The sequence below is a fragment of the Pseudomonas sp. EA_105y_Pfl2_R69 genome (assembly GCF_963970915.1).
Taxonomy (GTDB): domain Bacteria; phylum Pseudomonadota; class Gammaproteobacteria; order Pseudomonadales; family Pseudomonadaceae; genus Aquipseudomonas.
Genome location: NZ_CAXAOO010000001.1, coordinates 182,645 through 201,591, shown reverse-complemented (window position 1 = coordinate 201,591; position 18,947 = coordinate 182,645). Strand labels below are relative to the sequence as shown.

10 protein-coding genes and 1 pseudogene are annotated in these 18,947 nt (G+C 65.6%); 8 read left to right on the top strand and 3 right to left on the bottom strand.

Annotation, left to right across the window (positions count from 1 at the left end):
• Positions 1-13: 13 nt before the first annotated feature.
• From AACY13_RS00850 to AACY13_RS00825, 6 genes and pseudogenes are all read left to right on the top strand, one after another.
• Positions 14-5,176: a PAS domain S-box protein gene (locus AACY13_RS00850; RefSeq protein ID WP_339458428.1), complete on the top strand. Its 5,163-nt coding sequence runs from the start codon at positions 14-16 to the stop codon at positions 5,174-5,176.
• Positions 5,173-7,104: an ATP-binding protein gene (locus tag AACY13_RS00845; RefSeq protein WP_339458426.1), complete on the top strand. Its 1,932-nt coding sequence runs from the start codon at positions 5,173-5,175 to the stop codon at positions 7,102-7,104. Before AACY13_RS00850 ends, AACY13_RS00845 begins: the two co-directional genes overlap by 4 nt.
• 562 nt (positions 7,105-7,666) lie before the next feature.
• A pseudogene (locus tag AACY13_RS00840) lies at positions 7,667-7,762 on the top strand (hypothetical protein); the annotation flags it as partial.
• 55 nt (positions 7,763-7,817) lie between these two features.
• Positions 7,818-8,495: a response regulator gene (locus AACY13_RS00835; RefSeq protein WP_339459972.1), complete on the top strand. Its 678-nt coding sequence runs from the start codon at positions 7,818-7,820 to the stop codon at positions 8,493-8,495.
• Positions 8,488-8,874 (top strand): response regulator, encoded by a 387-nt coding sequence (locus tag AACY13_RS00830; RefSeq protein ID WP_339458425.1) that lies wholly within the window; start codon positions 8,488-8,490, stop codon positions 8,872-8,874. Before AACY13_RS00835 ends, AACY13_RS00830 begins: the two co-directional genes overlap by 8 nt.
• Positions 8,867-10,528 carry a diguanylate cyclase gene (locus AACY13_RS00825; protein ID WP_339458422.1) on the top strand — a complete coding sequence of 554 codons (1,662 nt, stop codon included), beginning with the start codon at positions 8,867-8,869 and terminating at the stop codon, positions 10,526-10,528. Before AACY13_RS00830 ends, AACY13_RS00825 begins: the two co-directional genes overlap by 8 nt.
• A gap of 51 nt (positions 10,529-10,579) precedes the next feature.
• On the opposite strand, the gene chrA is transcribed toward AACY13_RS00825, so the two are convergent.
• Complete coding sequence (gene chrA, locus AACY13_RS00820) at positions 10,580-11,926, bottom strand: chromate efflux transporter (RefSeq protein ID WP_339458421.1); 1,347 nt, start codon at positions 11,924-11,926, stop codon at positions 10,580-10,582.
• A 143-nt stretch (positions 11,927-12,069) separates the two neighbouring features.
• Here chrA and pbpG point away from each other — a divergent pair, with 143 nt between their 5' ends.
• A complete protein-coding gene (gene pbpG / locus AACY13_RS00815) occupies positions 12,070-12,969 on the top strand; it encodes a D-alanyl-D-alanine endopeptidase (protein WP_339458419.1) in 900 nt (299 codons plus the stop codon).
• Positions 12,970-12,979: 10 nt separating this feature from the next.
• Here the strand turns inward: pbpG and AACY13_RS00810 are convergent, their stop codons facing one another.
• Together AACY13_RS00810 and AACY13_RS00805 are read right to left on the bottom strand one after the other, a co-directional pair.
• Positions 12,980-14,650: a putative bifunctional diguanylate cyclase/phosphodiesterase gene (locus AACY13_RS00810; RefSeq protein ID WP_339458417.1), complete on the bottom strand. Its 1,671-nt coding sequence runs from the start codon at positions 14,648-14,650 to the stop codon at positions 12,980-12,982.
• Positions 14,651-14,935: 285 nt separating this feature from the next.
• Complete coding sequence (locus AACY13_RS00805) at positions 14,936-16,597, bottom strand: putative bifunctional diguanylate cyclase/phosphodiesterase (RefSeq protein ID WP_445262510.1); 1,662 nt, start codon at positions 16,595-16,597, stop codon at positions 14,936-14,938.
• A gap of 174 nt (positions 16,598-16,771) precedes the next feature.
• Between AACY13_RS00805 and rep the strand changes: the two genes are divergently transcribed.
• Positions 16,772-18,781 (top strand): DNA helicase Rep, encoded by a 2,010-nt coding sequence (gene rep, locus AACY13_RS00800; protein ID WP_339458415.1) that lies wholly within the window; start codon positions 16,772-16,774, stop codon positions 18,779-18,781.
• Positions 18,782-18,947 lie beyond the last annotated feature (166 nt).

The window sequence follows — 18,947 nt, the reverse complement described above, 5'->3', positions numbered from 1 at the left end:
TTAGAGGGCGTCAATGGCTAGCAACAGCTCTGCTGCAATTCGCTGGATTGTCGGTTTCGGTAGCCTGGCCCTGGCGCTGTTGTTCTTCACCCTCGGCGCGCGCGCCCTGCAGGAGCGTGAAGCGCTCTGGCAACTGCAACTGGCCAGCCAGAGCGAGCTGCAGCAGCGGGCGCTGCACAGCACCCGGCAGCGCCGGGCCGCCCAGGCGCAGTTGCTCGGCGAAACCCTGGCGGCGGACGCCTGGGTCGTCGAACTGGTGCGCCAGGCCCACGCCCTGGAGCCTGCCGACCCGGCTATGGTTAGCATCCGCAACCAGCTGTATACCCGCCTGGTACCACGCTGGCGCAACCTGCAGGCGAGCCATCCCTTTCGCCTGCTGGTACACCTGGCACCCGCCGGCGAAGTCCTCCTGCGCGTACACGCCCCCACGCGGCATGGCGACAACCTGAGCGCCCGCCAGCCCATACTGCGTGACGCCCTGCGCAGCGGCACCAGCCGGGCCGGTCTGGATCTCAGTCCGCAGCGCCTGGGCATGCGCGCGGTCACCCCATTACGGGTCGACGGCCTCGACGGCCCGCTCACCGTGGGGGCCGTCGAAGTGGTGTACGAGGTGCTCGGCGACTTGCGGCAGCTGGACCGGGAACTGGAGGCGGGCGTCGCCCTGCTGCTGGAAACGCCCACCGGGGTACGCGATGGCGAGACCTTGCGCGGCCTGGCGACGGAGCCGGGCGGCTGGCAGCTGATCGACTACTCCAGACCCCAGGTTCAGGCCTGGCAGGCTGCCGGGCTGCTGTCGCCCTCCGTCGCCGGCTATAGCCGACAGTTGCTGGAGGACCAGGGTCGTAGCTACCTGCTCAACCAGATCGACCTGCCGGGCTACCCGCACGACGCCAACGACCCGGCCGCGCCCCGGGCCATTGCCCTGGTGTGGCGCGATATCAGCGAACTGGCCGCCGTCCATCGACGCGACCAGCGCCAGCTGGTCGGCAAATGGCTGCTGGCCTGGCTGGGATCGGCGGCGCTGCTGCTGTTGCTGCTGCAGGCGACCAAGCGCAGCAGCCAGCTCCTGCTCAGCCGCCACCGCGACGAGCTGCAGGCCAAGCATCGGCAGAGCGAACAGGCGCGGCAACTGCTGGCGGTGATCGCCGAGGCCCAGGCGGCCTATATCAACGCGCAGAATCAACGCGAAGCCTTCGACGCCCTGCTCAAGCGCATCCTCGCCCTCGGCGACAGCCAGTTCGGTTTTATCGGCGAGATCCGCCACGATGACCAGGCCGCGCCCTACCTGCGCGCCTATGCCGCCAGCCACCAGGCCTGGGATTATGCCCGCGCCCTGCGCAGCGCGGACCAGCCCGTGCCCGACCTCGACGAATTGCTCGAACAGGCGCTGCACAGCAGCGGCCCGCTGCTGTGCAATATGCCGGAAGCAGATCCACAGCAGGCCGGCCCGGCGCTGCGGGCCTTTGCCGGCCTGCCCATCCATGCCAACGGTCAACGGGTCGGCATGCTCGGCCTGGCCAACCGGCCCGGCGGCTACGACCAGGCCTTTGTCGAATTTCTGCAACCGCTGCTGGCCACCCTCGGCCAGTTGATCGAGGCCCTGCGCCGCGATATCCAGCGCGAACAGGCCCAGCACAGCCTGCAACGCCAGCAGGCCGCCCTGCGCGCACTCAACGAGATCGCCGCGCTGCCAACCCTGAGCAGCCAGCAGCAGCTGCGCCAGGCCCTGCAACTGGGTGCCGACTTCTACGCCGTGCCCCTGGCGATCATCAGCCAGATCGACGGCGAGGATTACCGGGTCATGGCCCAGGTCTCGCCGCCGGGCGGCCTGGAAGATGGCCAGCGTTTCGCCCTCGGCGACACCTACTGCAGCATCGCCCTGCGCGGCGACGACGTGCTGGCCATCGAACAGATGGGCAGGTCGGCCCATGCCAGCCACCCTTGCTACCCCCTGTTCGCCCTGGAAACCTATATCGGCATCGCCATCAGCGTGGCCGGGCAACGCTTCGGCACCCTGGCGTTCTGCGCCCACGACGCGCGGCCGAGCCCCTTCGACGAGGCCGATCGCGAGTTTCTGCGCCTGTTCGGCCGCTGGGTCGGGGCCACCCTGGAGCGCCAGCAACAGGAACAGGCGCGCCAGGTCCTGCTCGAACGCCTCGACGACGCCCAACGCATCGCCCGCCTCGGCCACTGGGAAGCCAACCTGCAAAGCGGCGAGCTGTACTGGTCGGCCACCATCTACAGCATCTTCGGCTACGACCCGCAGCACTACCGGCCCAGCGTGGAGAACTTCAGACGTACGCTGCACCCCGAGGATGTCGCCCTGGTCGACGCCAGCGAACAGCGCGTGGCGGCGGGCGGTGCGCACGACGTGGTGCACCGCATCATCCGCCCCGATGGCGAGGTGCGCTGGGTCCATGAACGGGCGCACCTGCGGCCCGACGAGCAGGGCCGCATGCTGCGCCTGGTCGGCACCGTGCAGGATGTCACCGAACAGGCCAGCGCCGAGGCGGCGATGAAGGCCCAGAGCGAACGCCTGGCGAGCATTATCGAAGGCACCCATATCGGCACCTGGGAATGGGACGTGCAAAGCGGGGCCATGGTCTTCAACGAGCGCTGGGCGCAGATCATCGGCTACCGCCTGGATGAACTGACCGCAAGCGACTTCCAGCACTGGCAGCAGCTGATCCACCCCGATGACCTGGCGCTGTCCAACGAACGGCTGCAGGCGCATTTCCGCGGCGAAACGCCCTACTACGACTGCCAGTACCGTATCCGCCACAAGCACGGCCACTGGGTCTGGGTCCAGGACCGTGGCCGGGTCGAGCGCCGCGGCGAGGCCGGCCAGCCATTGCTGATGTACGGCACCCATGCCGATATCAGCCAGACCAGGCAGCGCGAGGAAGAAATCCGCCAGGCCCGCGCCTTTCTCCAGGCGATACTCGACTCGGCCACCGGGGTGAGCATTATCGCCACCGACACCGCCGGCCAGATCAGCCTGTTCAATAGCGGGGCCGAGCGCCTGCTCGGTTATAGCGCCGCGGAGGTGGTCGGGCGCAGCAGCCCGGCGACCTTCCACCTGGCCAGCGAAATCGAGGCGCGCGGCGTCGCCCTGAGCCAGCACAGCGGCACGCCCATCGCCGGCTTCGAGGTCTTTGTCCACAATGCCCGCAGCGGCGAGCCGGAAACCCGCCAGTGGACCTATGTGTGCAAGGATGGCAGCCAGCGGCGGGTCAACCTGACGGTCAGCGCCATCTTCGAGAGCGACCGCAGCATCAGCGGATTTCTCGGCATCGCCAGCGACATCACCGAACTGCAGCAGGCCACCCGCGCCCTGCAGAAGAGCGAAAGCCGCTTTCGCGGCCTGGCGGCCACCCTGCCGGGCGCGGTCTATCGCTGCGACAACGATGCCGACTGGACCATGCGCTATATGAGCGACGAGGTCCTCAACCTGACCGGCTATCCGGCCAGCGACTTTATCGACAACCGCCGGCGCAGCTTTGCCAGCGTGATTCACCCGGACGACCTGCCCATCACCTACCAGGCCGAGCAGGCCATTGCTCGCCAGCAGAGCTTCGAGCTGACCTATCGCCTGCAGCATGCGCACGGCCACAGCGTCTGGGTGCGGGAAAAGGGCCGAGCCGAATACGCCGCCGACGGCAGGCCGCTGTGGATTTCCGGGTTTATCTGGGACATCAGCGACCGCAAGGCCGTCGAGGATGCCCTCAGCCTCAGCCAGCAACGCTTCAGCAGCGCCTTCAGTACCGCGCCCCAGGGCATGGCCCTGGTGTCCCCGCAAGGGCAGTGGCTGGAGGTCAACGACGAACTGTGCCGGATGCTCGGCTACAGCCGCGACGAGCTGTTGCAACTCGACTTCCAGAGCCTCACCCACCCCGACGACCTGCAAAACGACCTGCACAGCCTGGAGGAACTGCTGGCCGGGCGGATCAGCGCCTACCAGCTGGAAAAACGCTACCTGGACCGCCAGGGCCGCGCCCTCTGGGTGCTGCTGAGTGTCGCCCTGGTACGCGACAGCCAGGCTCAGCCGGTGCATTTCGTCGTGCAGATCCAGGACTTCAGCGAGCGGGTCGAGGCCGAACGGGCGATTCGCGAGCGCGAGGACTACCTGCGCACCCTGCTCGACAACGTCCTCGACGCCATCGTCACCATCGACCAGCAAGGCACGATCGAAACCTTCAACCACGCCGCCGAACGGATTTTCGGTTACCGCCTGGCCGAGGTCAGCGGGCGCAACGTCAAGCTGCTGATGCCCGAGCCGGAGCGCTCGGCCCACGATGGCTACCTGGCCCGCTACCGCCAGACCAATGAGACCCATCTGATCGGAACGGTGCGCGAGCTCGATGGCCGGCGCCGCAACGGCGAGCTGTTCGCCATTGAACTCGCCGTCTCGCAGATCAGTCACCAGGGCCAGCGCCGCTTTATCGCGGTGATCCGCGATATCAGCGAGCGCAAGCGCATCGAACAGATGAAGAACGAATTCATCTCCACCGTCAGCCACGAACTGCGCACCCCGCTCACCGCCATCGCCGGCTCCCTCGGGCTGATCAACGGCGGCGTACTGGGCGAAGTGCCGGCGACCATGCAGCAGATGTTGCGCATCGCCCAGGACAACAGCCAGCGCCTCAGCGAGCTGATCAACGACCTGCTCGACATGGACAAGCTGGTCGCCGGCAAGATGAGCTTCGAGCTGCTCGAACAACCCCTGCAACCCCTGCTGGAACAGGCCGTGGCGCAGAACCAGCCCTACGCCAGCCAGTATCAGGTGCAGCTGCAGCTAGGCGAAGCGGACGCCACCGACTGGGTCCGGGTCGACGGCCAACGCCTGGCCCAGGTGCTGGCCAACCTGCTGTCGAATGCCGCCAAGTTTTCCCCCGCCGGCCAGAGTGTGGAAATCGCCGTACAACGCCGCGGTGACTGCCTGCGCGTGAGCGTCTGCGACCACGGCCCCGGCATCGCCGAGGCCTTCAAGGCGCAGATCTTCGGCAAGTTCTCCCAGGCCGACGCCAGCGACACCCGACGCAAGGGCGGCACCGGCCTGGGCCTGGCCATCAGCAAGCAACTGATCGAGCACATGGACGGGCAGATCGGCTTCGACTCGGTGCCCGGCCAGGGCGCGACCTTCTGGTTCGAACTGCCCCGGGTGCCGCCGCAATGAGCGCAGGTCACAACAGCCCGCGCGGGCACTCGCGACGGCGCAACCTGCTCAACTGGGCCATCAGCCTGGGCTTGCTGCTGCTCCTCGGCCTGGGGGTCGAACTCTTGCTGCTGCAGTACAACCTGCGCCAGGAACAAGCCGATCAACAGCGCCTCGGTGCCCATGCCGGGGAGATACGCGCGGTGCTGCTGGCCGAACTCAATGCCACCCTGCACCTGGCCACCGGACTGGCGTCCTATATTCCGGCTAAACACGGGCAGATCGACCCGCAGGAACTGCAACCCTGGCTCGAAGGCCTGTTCCGCCAGGGCCGGCATATTCGCAATATCGGCCTGGCACCGGACAACCGCATCAGCTTTATCTACCCGCGGCTCGGCAACGAGGCGGCTCTCGGCCTCTATTACCCCGATCAACCCAAGCAGTGGCCCATGGTGCAACGCATCATCGACAGCCGCCGGCCCCTGCTCGATGGCCCGCTGCCCCTGGTACAGGGGGGCAGCGGGCTGATCTACCGCATCCCGGTGTATCTCGACGAGACGCGTTACTGGGGCCTGATCAGCACCGTGATCGACTATGACCGCCTGTACGCCGAAGTCGCCGAAGTCGCCCTGCAGCGCGGCATCGCCATCAACCTGCGGCCGGCCGACCCGGCGGCCGACGCGGCGCAGTCAACGGCGGCGCGCGACAGCACCCTGGTGCGCCTGCCGGTGCCCCTGGCCGGAGCCAACTGGCAGCTCGAGGCCCGCGACCTCCACCCGTCCCGCCCCTTGCCCGCCTGGCTGCGCCTGCTCGGCTGGAGCCTGGCGAGCGGCTGCGCGGCGCTGATCGGCCTGGCCCTGCACACCCAGCACCGCCAGGCCGTGTTGCTGCTGGCGCTCAACCAGAGCCAGCGGCAGTTCCTCCAGGCGTTCGACATGACGCCCCAGGGGCTCGCCCTGCTCGATGCCCAGGGCCGCCTGCTGGCCAGCAACCAGGCGCTCTGCCAACTGCTGCAGCGCCATGCGGACAGCCTGCTGCAGCAACCCCTGGAGCAGTTCTGCGCGCAGTCGCAACAGCCGCAGCTGCAGGCGCAGCTGCTGGCAACCGTGCCGGGGCAGAACCGCAGCTGGACCCAGACCCTGCTCGACGCCAGCGGCCAGGCCATCGATGTGCAGCTCAGCGCCGCCGTACTCGGCAGCGCCCTGGACGCCACGCCAATGCGCATCCTGCATATTCAGGACATCCGCGAGAGCAAGCGCCTGGAACGCCTGCAGCGTGAATTCACCTCGAGCGTCAGCCACGAACTGCGCACCCCGCTCACCGCCATCAGCGGGGCCCTGGGTCTGATCAATGGCGGCGCGGTGGGCGAAGTGCCGGCGGCCATGCAGCAGATGCTGCGCATCGCCCAGGACAACAGCCTGCGCCTGCAAGAGCTGATCAACGACCTGCTCGACATGGACAAACTACTGGCCGGCAAGATGCGCTTCGAGCTTCGCACACAGCCTCTCTGGCCCTTGCTGGAAAAGGCCGTCGCGCATAACCAGCCCTACGCCGCGCAGCACCAGGTACGGCTGCAACTACTCGGCGCGCCCTGCGGGATTCAGGTTCAGGTTGACGAGCAGCGCCTGGCCCAGGTGTTGGCCAACCTGCTATCGAATGCCGCCAAGTTTTCCCCCGCCGGGGCCTCGGTAACGGTGGCTGCCCAGCAGCGGGACGGGAAGGCGCAGATCAGCGTAAGCGATCAAGGGCCGGGCATCGCGGAAGAATTCAGGCCGCGCCTGTTCAGCAAGTTCTCCCAGGCCGACGCCACCGACACCCGACGCAAAGGCGGCACCGGTCTGGGCCTGGCCATCAGCAAGGCATTGATCGAACGCATGCACGGCCAGATCGGCGTCGACTCAAGCCCGGGCCAGGGCAGCACATTCTGGGTCGAATTACCTGTGATATAAGGTCAAACAGCATGAGCAGACTGCCGCTGCTGCGCCAATTGCTGAGCCACACCCGGATGTTGCCGCTCCTGGTCCTGCTATGCAGCCTGACGGCCACCCTGGCGGCCTGGCATGGCCTGCGGCAAACCCAGCAAAGAGCTGCCGAGCAGCATTTTCAGCAACTGAGCCATGAGGTGCTGGAGGCCATCGAAAAGCGCATGGAAAACCACCGGCAGATCCTTCTGGGTGGCGCAGGCCTGATCGATGCCAGCCAAGAGGTCAGCCGAGACGAATGGCGGCGCTATGTAGACGGCATGCGCCCCATGCTCGATATTGCCCAACAGAACAGCCTGCGCCTGAGTCGCTTGATCAACGACCTGCTGGACATGGACAAACTGGCGGCCGGCAAGCTGGCCTCTGCGCAGCATCGGGTCGAGCTGAAACTCGATAGAGCGCTACCGCTGCGCATACGCGCCGACGCCTTGCGTTTGCAGCAGGTACTGGCCAATTTCCTCTCCAGCGCCATCAAGTTCTCCGCCCCGGCAGCCCGATCCGCCTGCACAGCACCCGGCATCACGGGTGCGTGCGGATCGACGTCAGCGATCAAGGCCCGGGGATCGCCGAACCATTTCGCGCCCATATCTTCGAGAAGTTTTCCCAGGCTGACAGTGGCTACCAGCGCCAGAAAGGCGGGACCGGCCAGGGCCTGGCGATCAGTAAAGAGCATCGAGCACATGGGCGGGCAGATTGGCTTCGACTCTGCCGAGGGCTGCGGCAGCACCTTCTGGTTCGAACTGCCGCTACTCGACGACGACCCAGCCGATCTGCAGCCCGAACGCCAGCAGCCTGCCATTTTGGTCGCGGAAAGCGACCCGGAGAGCTCGCATCTGCTGCAATCGCTGCTGCAGCGTGCAGGTTATCGCGTGCTACTGGCCGGCAGCCTCGCACAAGCCCGTGCACTGCTGCTCAGCGAGCGCATCGCGGCAATAACCCTCGACCCGCACCTACCCGACGGTGACGGCCTGCAACGGATCCAGGAGTTGCACGATGATCCGGCGCGCCATCAACTGCCGGTCCTGGTGATTGCCACCAGCTGCCATCAGGGGCGGCTCAGCCTGGCCGACTTTATTCCCGCCAACGACCTTGCCCAGGCTCGCGAACTCCTCGAAAAAGGTGGGCTAGACTTGATTCTGCTGGGCCTGAGCCTGCCTGATGGCAACGGCCTGGAGTTGCTCGAGGATATCCAGCGCTTGCATCCCAGCCTGCCGGTAGTGGTACTGTCCTCCTCGGAACTGTCCAGCAAGCAGCTCAGCCTGGTGGCAGCGACACTAGCCAAATCACGTACCGACACACAGCACTTTCTGAATGTTCTAGCTCGCTTGCTGCCTGCCAAGGAGAATCACCATGCCTGAACTCAAGCGCATCCTGCATGTCGAGGATGACCCCTCGATCCAGGCAGTGGCCCGCGTCGCGCTGGAAGCCGTAGGCGGGTTTCAAGTACTGAGCTGCTGCAGCGGCCAGGATGCCCTCGATCAGGTCCAGGGCTTCGCCCCCGACTTTATCCTGCTGGATGTGATGATGCCGGGGATGGATGGGCCGCAGACCCTGGACAAAATCCGCCAGTTGGTGGACATCGGGCAGATCCCGGTGGTGTTTATGACCGCCAAGGTCCAGCCCAGCGAAATCGAGCACTACCGCAGCCTGGGAGCCCGCGATGTGATCGTCAAACCTTTCGATCCCATGCAGTTGTCGACACAGATCCGCGCCATCTGGGACAGGGTCAATGGATAAACGCCAACAGCAACTGCAACAGCTGCAGGCCCACCTGCAGCAGCTCGGCGAGCAATTCGCCCAACGCCTGCAACAGGAACTGCCCGAACTGGCCGACAAGGCAAGGCAACTGCAGCAGGCCGACGATGCCGAGGGTCAGCAGCACCTCCTCGGCAGCCTGCGCGACCAGTTGCACAAGCTGGCCGGCAGCGCCGGCACCTTCGGCTTCGACGAGCTGGGCCAACGCGCCCGCGAGTTGGAGCTGCAAACCCAGCAGTGGCTGAGCAGCCTGCAGTTGCAGCGGCAGGGCCTACAGGCCTTTGTCCAGGAACTGCAGCAACTGGCCAGCGCCCCTCCGCAGCCGACCACAGCCAACCCGACGGCCCCGGTCAGCAACGCACTGAGCAAGGGGCCGCGCAATGAAAGCGCCTACCGCATCTATATCCTCGAAGACCAGGCCAAGGTCGGCGAAACCATCCGCCTGACCCTCAATACCTTCGGCTATGAGGCCCGGCACTTTCTCACGCCAGCGGAACTGGATACGGCCCTGGCCGAGCGCCAGCCCGACGCCCTGATCGTCGACGTCAACCTGGGCAGCAGCCAGCAGAGTGGCCTGGACTACGCCGCGGCCCTGCAAAAGCGCCTGGAGGAGCCCCTGCCGCTGCTGGTGATCACCACCCAGAATGACTTTCACACCCAGCTGCAGGCCGCGCAGATCGGTGCCATGGGCTTTTTCAGCAAGCCGGTGGACGTGGCCAAACTGGAAAGCCGCCTGGAGCGTTGCTTTGCCCAACAGAACGGCGAACCCTACCGGGTGCTGATCGTTGACGACGACCATGACCTGTCCAGCCGCTACAGCCTGGTGCTGCGTGGTGCCGACATGCTGGTGGAGGTGGTCAACGACCCGCAGCAGCTGTTCGAAGCCATGACCCGCTTCAACCCTGAAGTGCTGCTGCTGGACGTCAACATGCCTGGCTGTTCCGGCCCGGAACTGGCGCAGATGGTGCGTTTCAACGATGACTGGCTGCGCGTACCGATTATCTACCTCTCGGCGGAAACCGATATCGCCCGACAGATGAGCGCCCTGATCAAGGCCGGCGACGACTTCATCACCAAACCGATCTCCGACAACAGCCTGATCACCACGGTATTCGCCCGCGCCCAGCGCGCCCGCCTGCTGAGTAATGCGCTGTCGCGCGACAGCCTGACCGGTCTGCTCAAGCACGCCGACATCAAGGAGCAGGTGGCCATCGAACAGGAACGCGCCCTGCGCAGCGGCAAGGCCGCCAGCGTGGTCATGCTCGATATCGACCACTTCAAGCAGGTCAACGACAGCCATGGCCATGCGGTCGGCGACAGCGTCATCCGCGCCCTGGCCAACCTCTTGCGCCAGCGCCTGCGGCGCATCGACAGCCTCGGCCGCTACGGCGGCGAGGAATTCCTCGCGGTGCTGCCAGACTGCAGCGGCGAGCAGGCCGTGCGCATCGTCGATGAAATCCGCCAGCAGTTCTCCGCCATCCGCTTCGCCGGCGAACACGACGAGTTCAGCGTGACCCTCAGCGCCGGCATCGCCTGCGCCCAGGGGCAAAGCCCGGACCAACTGATGGAGCAGGCCGACCGCGCCCTGTACCTGGCCAAACACAGCGGCCGCAATCAGGTGCGCCTGGCCGAATAACGGCTGCAGCGCGGCCAGGTTCGGCGGCCCATGGCCCGGACGGCATCCGGATCAGCCCAATAGCCGCAACCCCAGCCCAGCCAGGGCGCAGCCCCCTATCACCTCGATCACCCCGCGTTTGAAGCGCAGCAGCGCCAGCGCCGCGGCCAGCGCCAGCAGCGCCGAGGGCCAGTCGAAGTGGCCGGCAAAACCCTCGGGCCAGAGCACGTGGTAGCCGAAGAACAGCGCCAGGTTGAGGATCACCCCGACCACCGCCGCGGTGATGGCGGTCAGCGGCGCGGTGAACCTCAGCTCGCCATGAGTCGACTCCACCAGCGGACCGCCGGCGAGGATAAACAGGAAGGACGGCAGAAAGGTGAACCAGGTGACCAGCGCCGCTGCCACTGCGCCGCTGACAAAGCCCGAATCGCCAGCGAATATCGGCTGCAGATAAGCCCCGATAAAGGCGACGAAGGCCACCACCATGATCAGCGGCCCCGGCGTGGTTTCGCCCAGGGCCAGGCCGTCGATCATCTGTGTCGGGGTCAGCCAGCCATAGTGGCCGATGGCCCCCTGGTAGACATAGGGCAGCACCGCATAGGCCCCGCCGAAGGTCAGCAACGCCGCCTTGGTGAAGAACCAGGCCATCTGCGTCAGGGTGCCGCCCCAGCCGTACAGCGCGGTCAACAGGCCCATGGGCAGCAACCACAGCAGCGCGCCGATCAGCAGCAGCCAGACCAGCCGGCCGGCACGAAAGCGCGCATGTTCGGGCGTCGGCGTGTCGTCGTCGAGCAGCGCCGGGCCGAAGGACTTATCGGCCGGCGCATGGCCGCCGCCCAGGCTGAATTGCTCCGGCAGCAGCCGCCCGCCGAGATACCCCAGCAGCGCTGCGGCGAGGACGATCAGCGGAAAGGGCAGATTGAGGGCAAAAATGGCGACAAAGGAGGCCCCGGCAATGCCCCACAGCCAGTTGTTCTTCAAGGCCCGCGAGCCGATGCGCCAGGCCGCCTGCATGACGATGGCGGTCACCGCCGGCTTGATCCCGTAGAAGATGCCCGCCACCAGAGGCACATCGCCGAAGGCGATATACACCCAGGACAGGCCGATCAGGATGAACAGCGACGGCAGCACGAACAGCACCCCGGCGATCACCCCGCCCCAGGTGCGGTGCATCAGCCAGCCGATATAGGTGGCCAGTTGCTGCGCTTCCGGCCCCGGCAGCAGCATGCAGTAATTCAGGGCATGCAGAAAACGCCGCTCGGACAGCCAGCGGCGCTTCTCCACCAGCTCCTGGTGCATGATGGCGATCTGTCCGGCCGGGCCGCCGAAGCTGATCAGGCCGAGCTTGAGCCAGAAGCAGAAGGCTTCGAACAGACTGACCGCTGGCGGGACTTTATCGGCGGATTGCGGGTCGGACATGGCTCGGGCTCATCGAGAGGGGAACGGCGCTGACACTATAGCGCCATGCGTATGACACGGGCGCTGAAGCCGGCGCGCCGATTTGCGTATATCCTTGATCCAGAGCCCGGTTCCATTTCCTCAACCTGCCCGTGAAGCCTTCCGTGAATATCCGTCACTCGTTAGCAAACCTGCTGCTGATCTGCAGCTGCGTTGTAGTTGCATCGAACAGCCTTGCCGCCGACAAACCCCAGGAGCTCGCCGCCGGCAGCGCCCTGGTGGTCGATCTGCAGACCAACCAAGTGCTCTATGAGCGCAATGCCGACGCCGTGGTCCCCATCGCCTCGGTCACCAAGCTGATGACCGCCATGGTCACCCTCGACGCCAAGCTGCCGCTGGAGCAGATGCTGCCGATCATGATTCGCGACAACCCGGACATGCGCGGGGTGTTCTCCCGCGTGCGGGTGGGCAGCGAGCTGAGCCGCCGCGACATGTTGCTGCTGGCGCTGATGGCCTCGGAAAACCGCGCCGCGGCGAGCCTGGCGCACCACTACCCGGGCGGCCACGCGGCCTTTATCGCGGCCATGAACGCCAAGGCCAAGGCCCTGGGCATGCACCACTCGCGCTTTGCCGAACCGACCGGGCTGTCGGAGCACAACGTCTCCAGCGCCCGCGATCTGGTGCTGCTGCTCAAGGCGGCGCAACAGTACCCGCTGATCGGCCAGTTCAGCACCACCTCGGAAAAAACCCAGGCGTTTCGCAAACCCACCTACAGCCTGGGTTTTCGCAACACCAACAACCTGGTGCGCAAGCCCGGCTGGAGCGTGCAGCTGAGCAAGACCGGCTACACCGGCGAGGCCGGCCGCTGCCTGGTGATGAATACGGTCATGAAGCAGCGCCCGGTGGCGTTCGTGGTGCTCGATGCCTTCGGCAAGTACACCCATATGGCCGACGCCAACCGTATCAAGCGCTGGCTGGAGACCGGCAAGGTCACCGCCGTGCCGGCCGCGGCCATCAGCTACCGCGAGCAGAAACTGGCGCAGCGCCGACAGGCCGCGCAATAACCGCCGGGTCTCAGAGCTTGAGACCCAACAATGGCTGACGCAGACCGAATACCAGGAAACGCGCCAGCTCGTTCAGCGGCAGGGCTTTGCTGATCAGGTAGCCCTGCACCTGATCGCAGCCGAACTGGCGCAACAGCGACAGCTGCTCGGCGTTTTCCACGCCCTCGCCGACCACCTGCAGATTGAGGTTGTGCGCCAGGTTGATCATCGCCCGCACCAGCTGACGGTTTTCCGCGCGCTCGCCCATGCCGCCGACAAAGCTCTTGTCGATCTTCAGCAGGGTGATCGGCAGGTTGTTGAGGTGCACGAACGACGAGAAGCCGGTGCCGAAGTCGTCCAGGGAAAAGCGCACGCCCAGACGCGCGAGGGCCAGCATGGTCTGCTGCACCTGGTCGCTGCGGCGCATCACCGCGGTCTCGGTCAGCTCGAACTCCAGCCACTGCGCATCGACCCCGCGCTCGTCGATCAGGCGACGCAGGGTCGGCAACAGCTGGCTGTCCTGAAACTGGCGGAATGACAGGTTGATCGCCATATGCAGCGCCGGCAGGCCGCGCCCGCGCAGCCACTGCATGTCGCGCAGGGCGCGGGAAATCACCCAGTAGCCGAGCGGCACGATCAACCCGCTTTCCTCGGCCAGGGGCACGAATTCGTTGGGATAGAGCAGGCCATGTTCACTGTGCCGCCAGCGCACCAGCGCCTCCAGGCCGACGATCCGCCCACTCTCCAGGCACAGCCTCGGCTGGTAGTGCAGCTCCAGTTCGTCGCGGCGCAGGGCGCGGCGCAACTCGCTTTCCTGGTCCGCCCGATTGCGCGCGCTGCGGTTGATCCGCTCGTCATAGAAATGGAAGGTGCAACCCTGCTGGCTCTTGGCCTGCTGCATGGCGATATGCGCATGCCACATCAGCGGGTCGGCGGCACTGCCCGCCCGGGCGTGGGCCAGGCCCAGGCTGCAACCGATCAGCAGACTCTCGCCATCCACCCAGTAGGGTTCGGCCAGGGCCTCGGTGACCCGCGCGGCCAGGCGCTCGGCGCGCTGCGGATCGCGCCGGGTGTCCAGCAGCAAGGCGAACTCGTCGCCGCCCAAGCGCGCCAGCTGGTCGCCACCCTGCAGCTCGGCCTTGATCCGCGCCACCACTTGCAGAATCAGGCTGTCGCCGCCCTGGTAGCCGAGGGCGTCGTTGGCATGCCGGAAGTTGTCCAGGTCCAGGTGGCCGAGCGTCACCCCGCGCCCCTCGCACTCGGCCAGGCGCGCCGCCAGCAGGGTCTGGAAACCCTGGCGGTTGGCAATCCCGGTCAGCGCGTCCTGCTCGGCCAGGCGCTGCAGGGCGTCCTGCAGCTGCTGGCGCTCGCCGGCATAGCGCAGACAACGGCGCAACCCGTCAGGTGTCAGGTGGCCCCGCACCAGCCAGTCGCAGACGCCGGTCGGGGCTTCGGCCGGCTCGGCATCGAGCAGCAGGATCAGCGGCAATGGGCTGCCATCCGCCGCCGGCAGGCACGCCGGTGTACTCAGCAGAAAGGCCTGCCGCGGGTCCTCGAACAGGCTGCTGGCCGCCGCCCAGGACGGCGCGCTGATCACCGATACGCCCAGCCCCAGCTGCGCCAGACAGGCGTCCAGCTGGGCGGCCCAGCCGGCGTCATCCGCCAGCAACAGCAAGCGCAACGGTTCTGACGGTGCGGACAAGCAACCTCCCCGGGATCAAATGGTAAATGCCAGGCCCCAAGAGCCGGCGCGAGCCACTGCGGCGCGGTGAAATTGACGGCGCAAGCCTAGGGGCTGTTGCCGGTTCGGCGCAAGCCGCATGGGCGCGCAGGCGCGGCCATGATGGCAGCGCAACAGCGCCAGCGCAGCGGTCAAATTAACCAGGAGCCCAGTCTGCCGGCCAGCACCTTCGGTGCATCCTGTGAGCGGCATCATAAGTAGGGCGAGATATCGGCCGGGGCCGTGGGGAAAAACAGGCGGGAATTGCTAATGCAGCGCCGCCACGCGCGCCGGGGCCTGGGTCTGGCGCTGGGCAAGAAAGCCCTCTAGCTCGCGCAATGGCAGCGCCTTGCTGATCAGATAGCCTTGCACCTGGTCGCAGCCGAACTGCTGCAACAGCTCGAGGTCTTCTTCGCTCTCCACCCCCTCGGCCACCACTTCCAGACCCAGGTTGCGCGCCAGGTTGATCATGGCGTTGACCAGCCGACACTGCTCGGGGCGCAGGTGCATGCCGCTGACGAAACTCTTGTCCAGCTTGAGCAGGGCGATCGGCAGGCTGGCCAGGTGCACGAAGGAAGAAAAACCCGTGCCGAAGTCATCCAGGGAGAAGCGCACCCCCAGCTCGCCCAGGGTCTGCATGGTATCGAGCACGTAGTCGCTGCGCTGCATCACCGCGGTTTCCGTGAGTTCGAACTCCAGCCAGCGAGCATCCACCCCGGAGCCGGCAATCAGGCGCTGCACCGTGGGCAGCAGCTGGCTGTCCTGAAACTGGCTGAACGACAGATTGATCGCCATATGCAGGCTCAGGCCGCGCTCGCTCAGCCAGCGGGCATCATGCAGGGCACGGGCGATGACCCAGTAGCCGAGCGGCACAATCAGGCCGCTCTGCTCGGCCAGGGGAATAAAGTCCTGGGGGTAGAGCAGCCCCCGCTGGGGATGACGCCAGCGCACCAGCCCCTCGAGCCCGACCACCTCGCCGCTGGTCAGGTCCAGACGCGGCTGGTAGAACAGTTCGAGTTCGTCGCGGCGCAGGGCGCGGCGCAACTCGGCCTCGATGTCGGCCAGGCTGCGGATGTCGCTGGACATGCGCTCGTCGTAGAGGTGGTGGCTGCAGCCCTGGCGGCTCTTGGCCTGCTGCATGGCAATGTGGGCATGCCACAGCAGCGGATCGGCATCCTCGCCGGCGCGGCTATACGCCAGGCCCAGGCTGCAACCCAGCGACAGGCTCTCGCCCTGCAACCAGTAGGGCTCGCCCAGCGACTCCATCAGCGCCTGCACCACGGCATCGACCCGCGTCGGCGCTTCGCTGATATCCAGCAGCAAGGCGAACTCGTCGCCGCCGATACGGCCCAGCACATCGCGCGCGCCGAGCACCTGCTGCAGGCGCTGCACCACCTGCTGGATCAGCTCGTCGCCGGCCCGATGGCCGAGGCTGTCATTGGCATGGTTGAAATTGTCCAGATCCAGATAACCGAGCAGCAGGCCACGGCCACGATTGGCCTGCAGGCGTTTGTGCAACAGCGCCTGGAAGCCCTGGCGGTTGGGGATACCGGTCAGCGGGTCCTGCTTGGCCAGGCGCTGCAAGGTCAGCAATTGCTGGCTGTAATGCAGGCAGCGGCGCAAGACCTCGCCATTCAGGCTGTCGCGCGCCAGCCAGTCGCAGATATCGGCGGGCAACTGGCTCGGCGCGCTGTCGAGCAGCAGGATAGGCGGCAGCGGGCATTGGCTGGCAGTGGGCAGGCATTCCGGGGTGGCGAACACCAGATCGGGCAAGCGGCCCTGGTAAAGACTCTGCGCATCACTCCAGCTGCTGGCGGCAAACAGCCAGACAGGTTCGTCCTGTTCGGCTAACAGCCTGTCCAGCAACGCCACCCAGTGAGGCTCGGTCGTTAGGATCAGCAGTCGCGAGAAATCAGTTTGGCAGGACACACGGCCTCCAGCACTCGCCATCTAATAAACTACTTTAAGTTATAGACGCACTTACCTAATACCTTGCAATAATTTTTTTGTACAGCCTGTTTTATCGAGCACTCGTCGGTGACCGCTCAGCAGCCCTGCGCAACCCTGATAGAATCGCCAGCCTTTTACTCAGTGCCTGTCCTCATGTCCCGACTCAATCCCCGGCAACAAGAAGCCTGTGACTACGTCGGCGGCCCGCTTTTGGTGCTCGCCGGTGCCGGCTCCGGCAAGACCAGCGTGATTACTCGCAAGATCGCCCACCTGGTGCAGAACTGCGGCATCCAGGCCCGCCATATCGTCGCCATGACCTTTACCAACAAGGCCGCCCGCGAGATGAAGGAGCGCGTCGGCACCCTGCTCAAGGGCCCGGAAGCGCGCGGCTTGACGGTATCGACCTTCCACAACCTGGGCATGAACATCATCCGCAAGGAGTACGCGCGCCTGGGCTACAAGCCGGGCTTCTCGATCTTCGACGAGGGCGATATCAAGGCGCTGCTGTCGGACATCATGCAGAAGGAATACGCGGGCGACGACGGCATCGACGAGATCAAGAACTACATCGGTTCCTGGAAGAACGACCTGATCCTGCCTGATCAGGCCCTGGCCGAATCGCGCAATCCCAAGGAGCAGACCGCCGCCATCGTCTACCTGCACTACCAGCGCACGCTCAAGGCCTATAACGCGGTGGACTTCGACGACCTGATCCTGATGCCGGTCAAACTGTTCCAGGACAATCCCGACATTTTGGAAAAGTGGCAGAACCGCATCCGCTACCTGCTGGTCGACGAATACCAGGACACCAACGCCAGCCAGTACCTCCTGGTGAAGCTGCTGGTGGGCATGCGCAACCAGTTCACCGTGGTCGGCGATGACGACCAGTCGATCTACGCCTGGCGTGGCGCGCGCCCGGAAAACCTGATGCTGCTGAAGGAGGATTACCCCTCGCTGAAGGTGGTGATGCTGGAGCAGAACTACCGCTCCACCAGCCGCATCCTCAAGTGCGCCAACATCCTCATCGCCAACAACCCGCATGCCTTCGAGAAGCAGCTGTGGAGCGAGATGGGCATGGGCGACGAGATCCGGGTGATCCGCTGCAAGAACGAAGACGCCGAGTGTGAGCGGGTGGCCCTGGAAATCCTCACCGAACACCTGCGCACCCAGCGCCCCTACAGCGACTACGCCATCCTCTATCGCGGCAACTACCAGGCCAAGCTGATGGAGCTGAAGCTGCAGCACCACCAGATTCCCTACCGCCTGAGCGGCGGCACCAGCTTCTTCGCCCGCCAGGAAGTGAAGGACCTGATGAGCTACTTCCGCCTGCTGGTCAACCCGGACGACGACAACGCCTTCCTGCGGGTGATCAACGTGCCGCGCCGCGAGATCGGCTCCACGACCCTGGAAAAGCTCGGCAACTACGCCACCGCACGCAAGATCAGCATGTACGCCGCTGCCGGCGAGATGGGCCTGGGCGAACACCTGGACGCGCGCTTCACCGAACGCCTGGGGCGCTTTACCAAGTGGATGGATCGGGTGCGCCAGGAGTGCGCGCAGAACGACCCGATCGCGGCCATTCGCAGCATGGTCATGGACATTGACTACGAGAACTGGCTACGGCAGAACGCCTCCAGCGACAAGGTCGCCGACGCGCGCATGGGCAACGTCTGGTTCCTCGTCGAGGCGCTGAAGAACACCCTGGAGCGCGACGAAGACGGCGAGATGACCATCGAGGACGCCATCGGCAAGCTGGTGCTGCGCGACATGCTCGAGCGTCAGCAGGAAGAGGAAGAAGGTGCCGAAGGCGTGCAGATGATGACCCTGCACGCCTCCAAGGGTTTGGAATACCCTTCCGTGTATATCCTCGGCGTGGAGGAGGAAATCCTTCCCCACCGCTCCAGCATCGAGGCCGATACGGTCGAGGAAGAGCGCCGCCTGGCCTACGTCGGCATCACCCGCGCCAAGCGCAATCTGACCATGACCTTCGCCGCCAAGCGCAAGCAGTACGGCGAGATCATCGACTGCTCGCCGAGCCGTTTTCTCGACGAGCTGCCGCCCGAGGATCTGGTCTGGGAAGGCCAGGAGGATGCACCTCCCGAGGTCAAGGCCGCCACCGGCAACTCGGCCCTGGCCAATATGCGCGCCATGCTGAAAAAATAGCCGGGAGCTATTTTTAACGTCGCTTGCGACGGCCCGCAGGGTGGTCGCCAAGGATGGCAGGCCATAAAAAATGATAAGGAATCATTTTTAACAACGCACAGCGTTGTGCCCGAAGTGTGGTCGCCAAGGATAGCAGGCCATAAAAAATAGCCTGGAGCTATTTTTA

Coding starts and splice junctions, on each gene's coding strand:
- chrA (WP_339458421.1), bottom strand. CDS start 11,926: ATGTCCGACCCGCAATCCGCCGATAAAGTCCCGCCAGCGGTCAGTCTG.
- AACY13_RS00850 (WP_339458428.1), top strand. CDS start 14: ATGGCTAGCAACAGCTCTGCTGCAATTCGCTGGATTGTCGGTTTCGGT.
- AACY13_RS00835 (WP_339459972.1), top strand. CDS start 7,818: ATGGGCGGGCAGATTGGCTTCGACTCTGCCGAGGGCTGCGGCAGCACC.
- AACY13_RS00845 (WP_339458426.1), top strand. CDS start 5,173: ATGAGCGCAGGTCACAACAGCCCGCGCGGGCACTCGCGACGGCGCAAC.
- AACY13_RS00825 (WP_339458422.1), top strand. CDS start 8,867: ATGGATAAACGCCAACAGCAACTGCAACAGCTGCAGGCCCACCTGCAG.
- AACY13_RS00830 (WP_339458425.1), top strand. CDS start 8,488: ATGCCTGAACTCAAGCGCATCCTGCATGTCGAGGATGACCCCTCGATC.
- rep (WP_339458415.1), top strand. CDS start 16,772: ATGTCCCGACTCAATCCCCGGCAACAAGAAGCCTGTGACTACGTCGGC.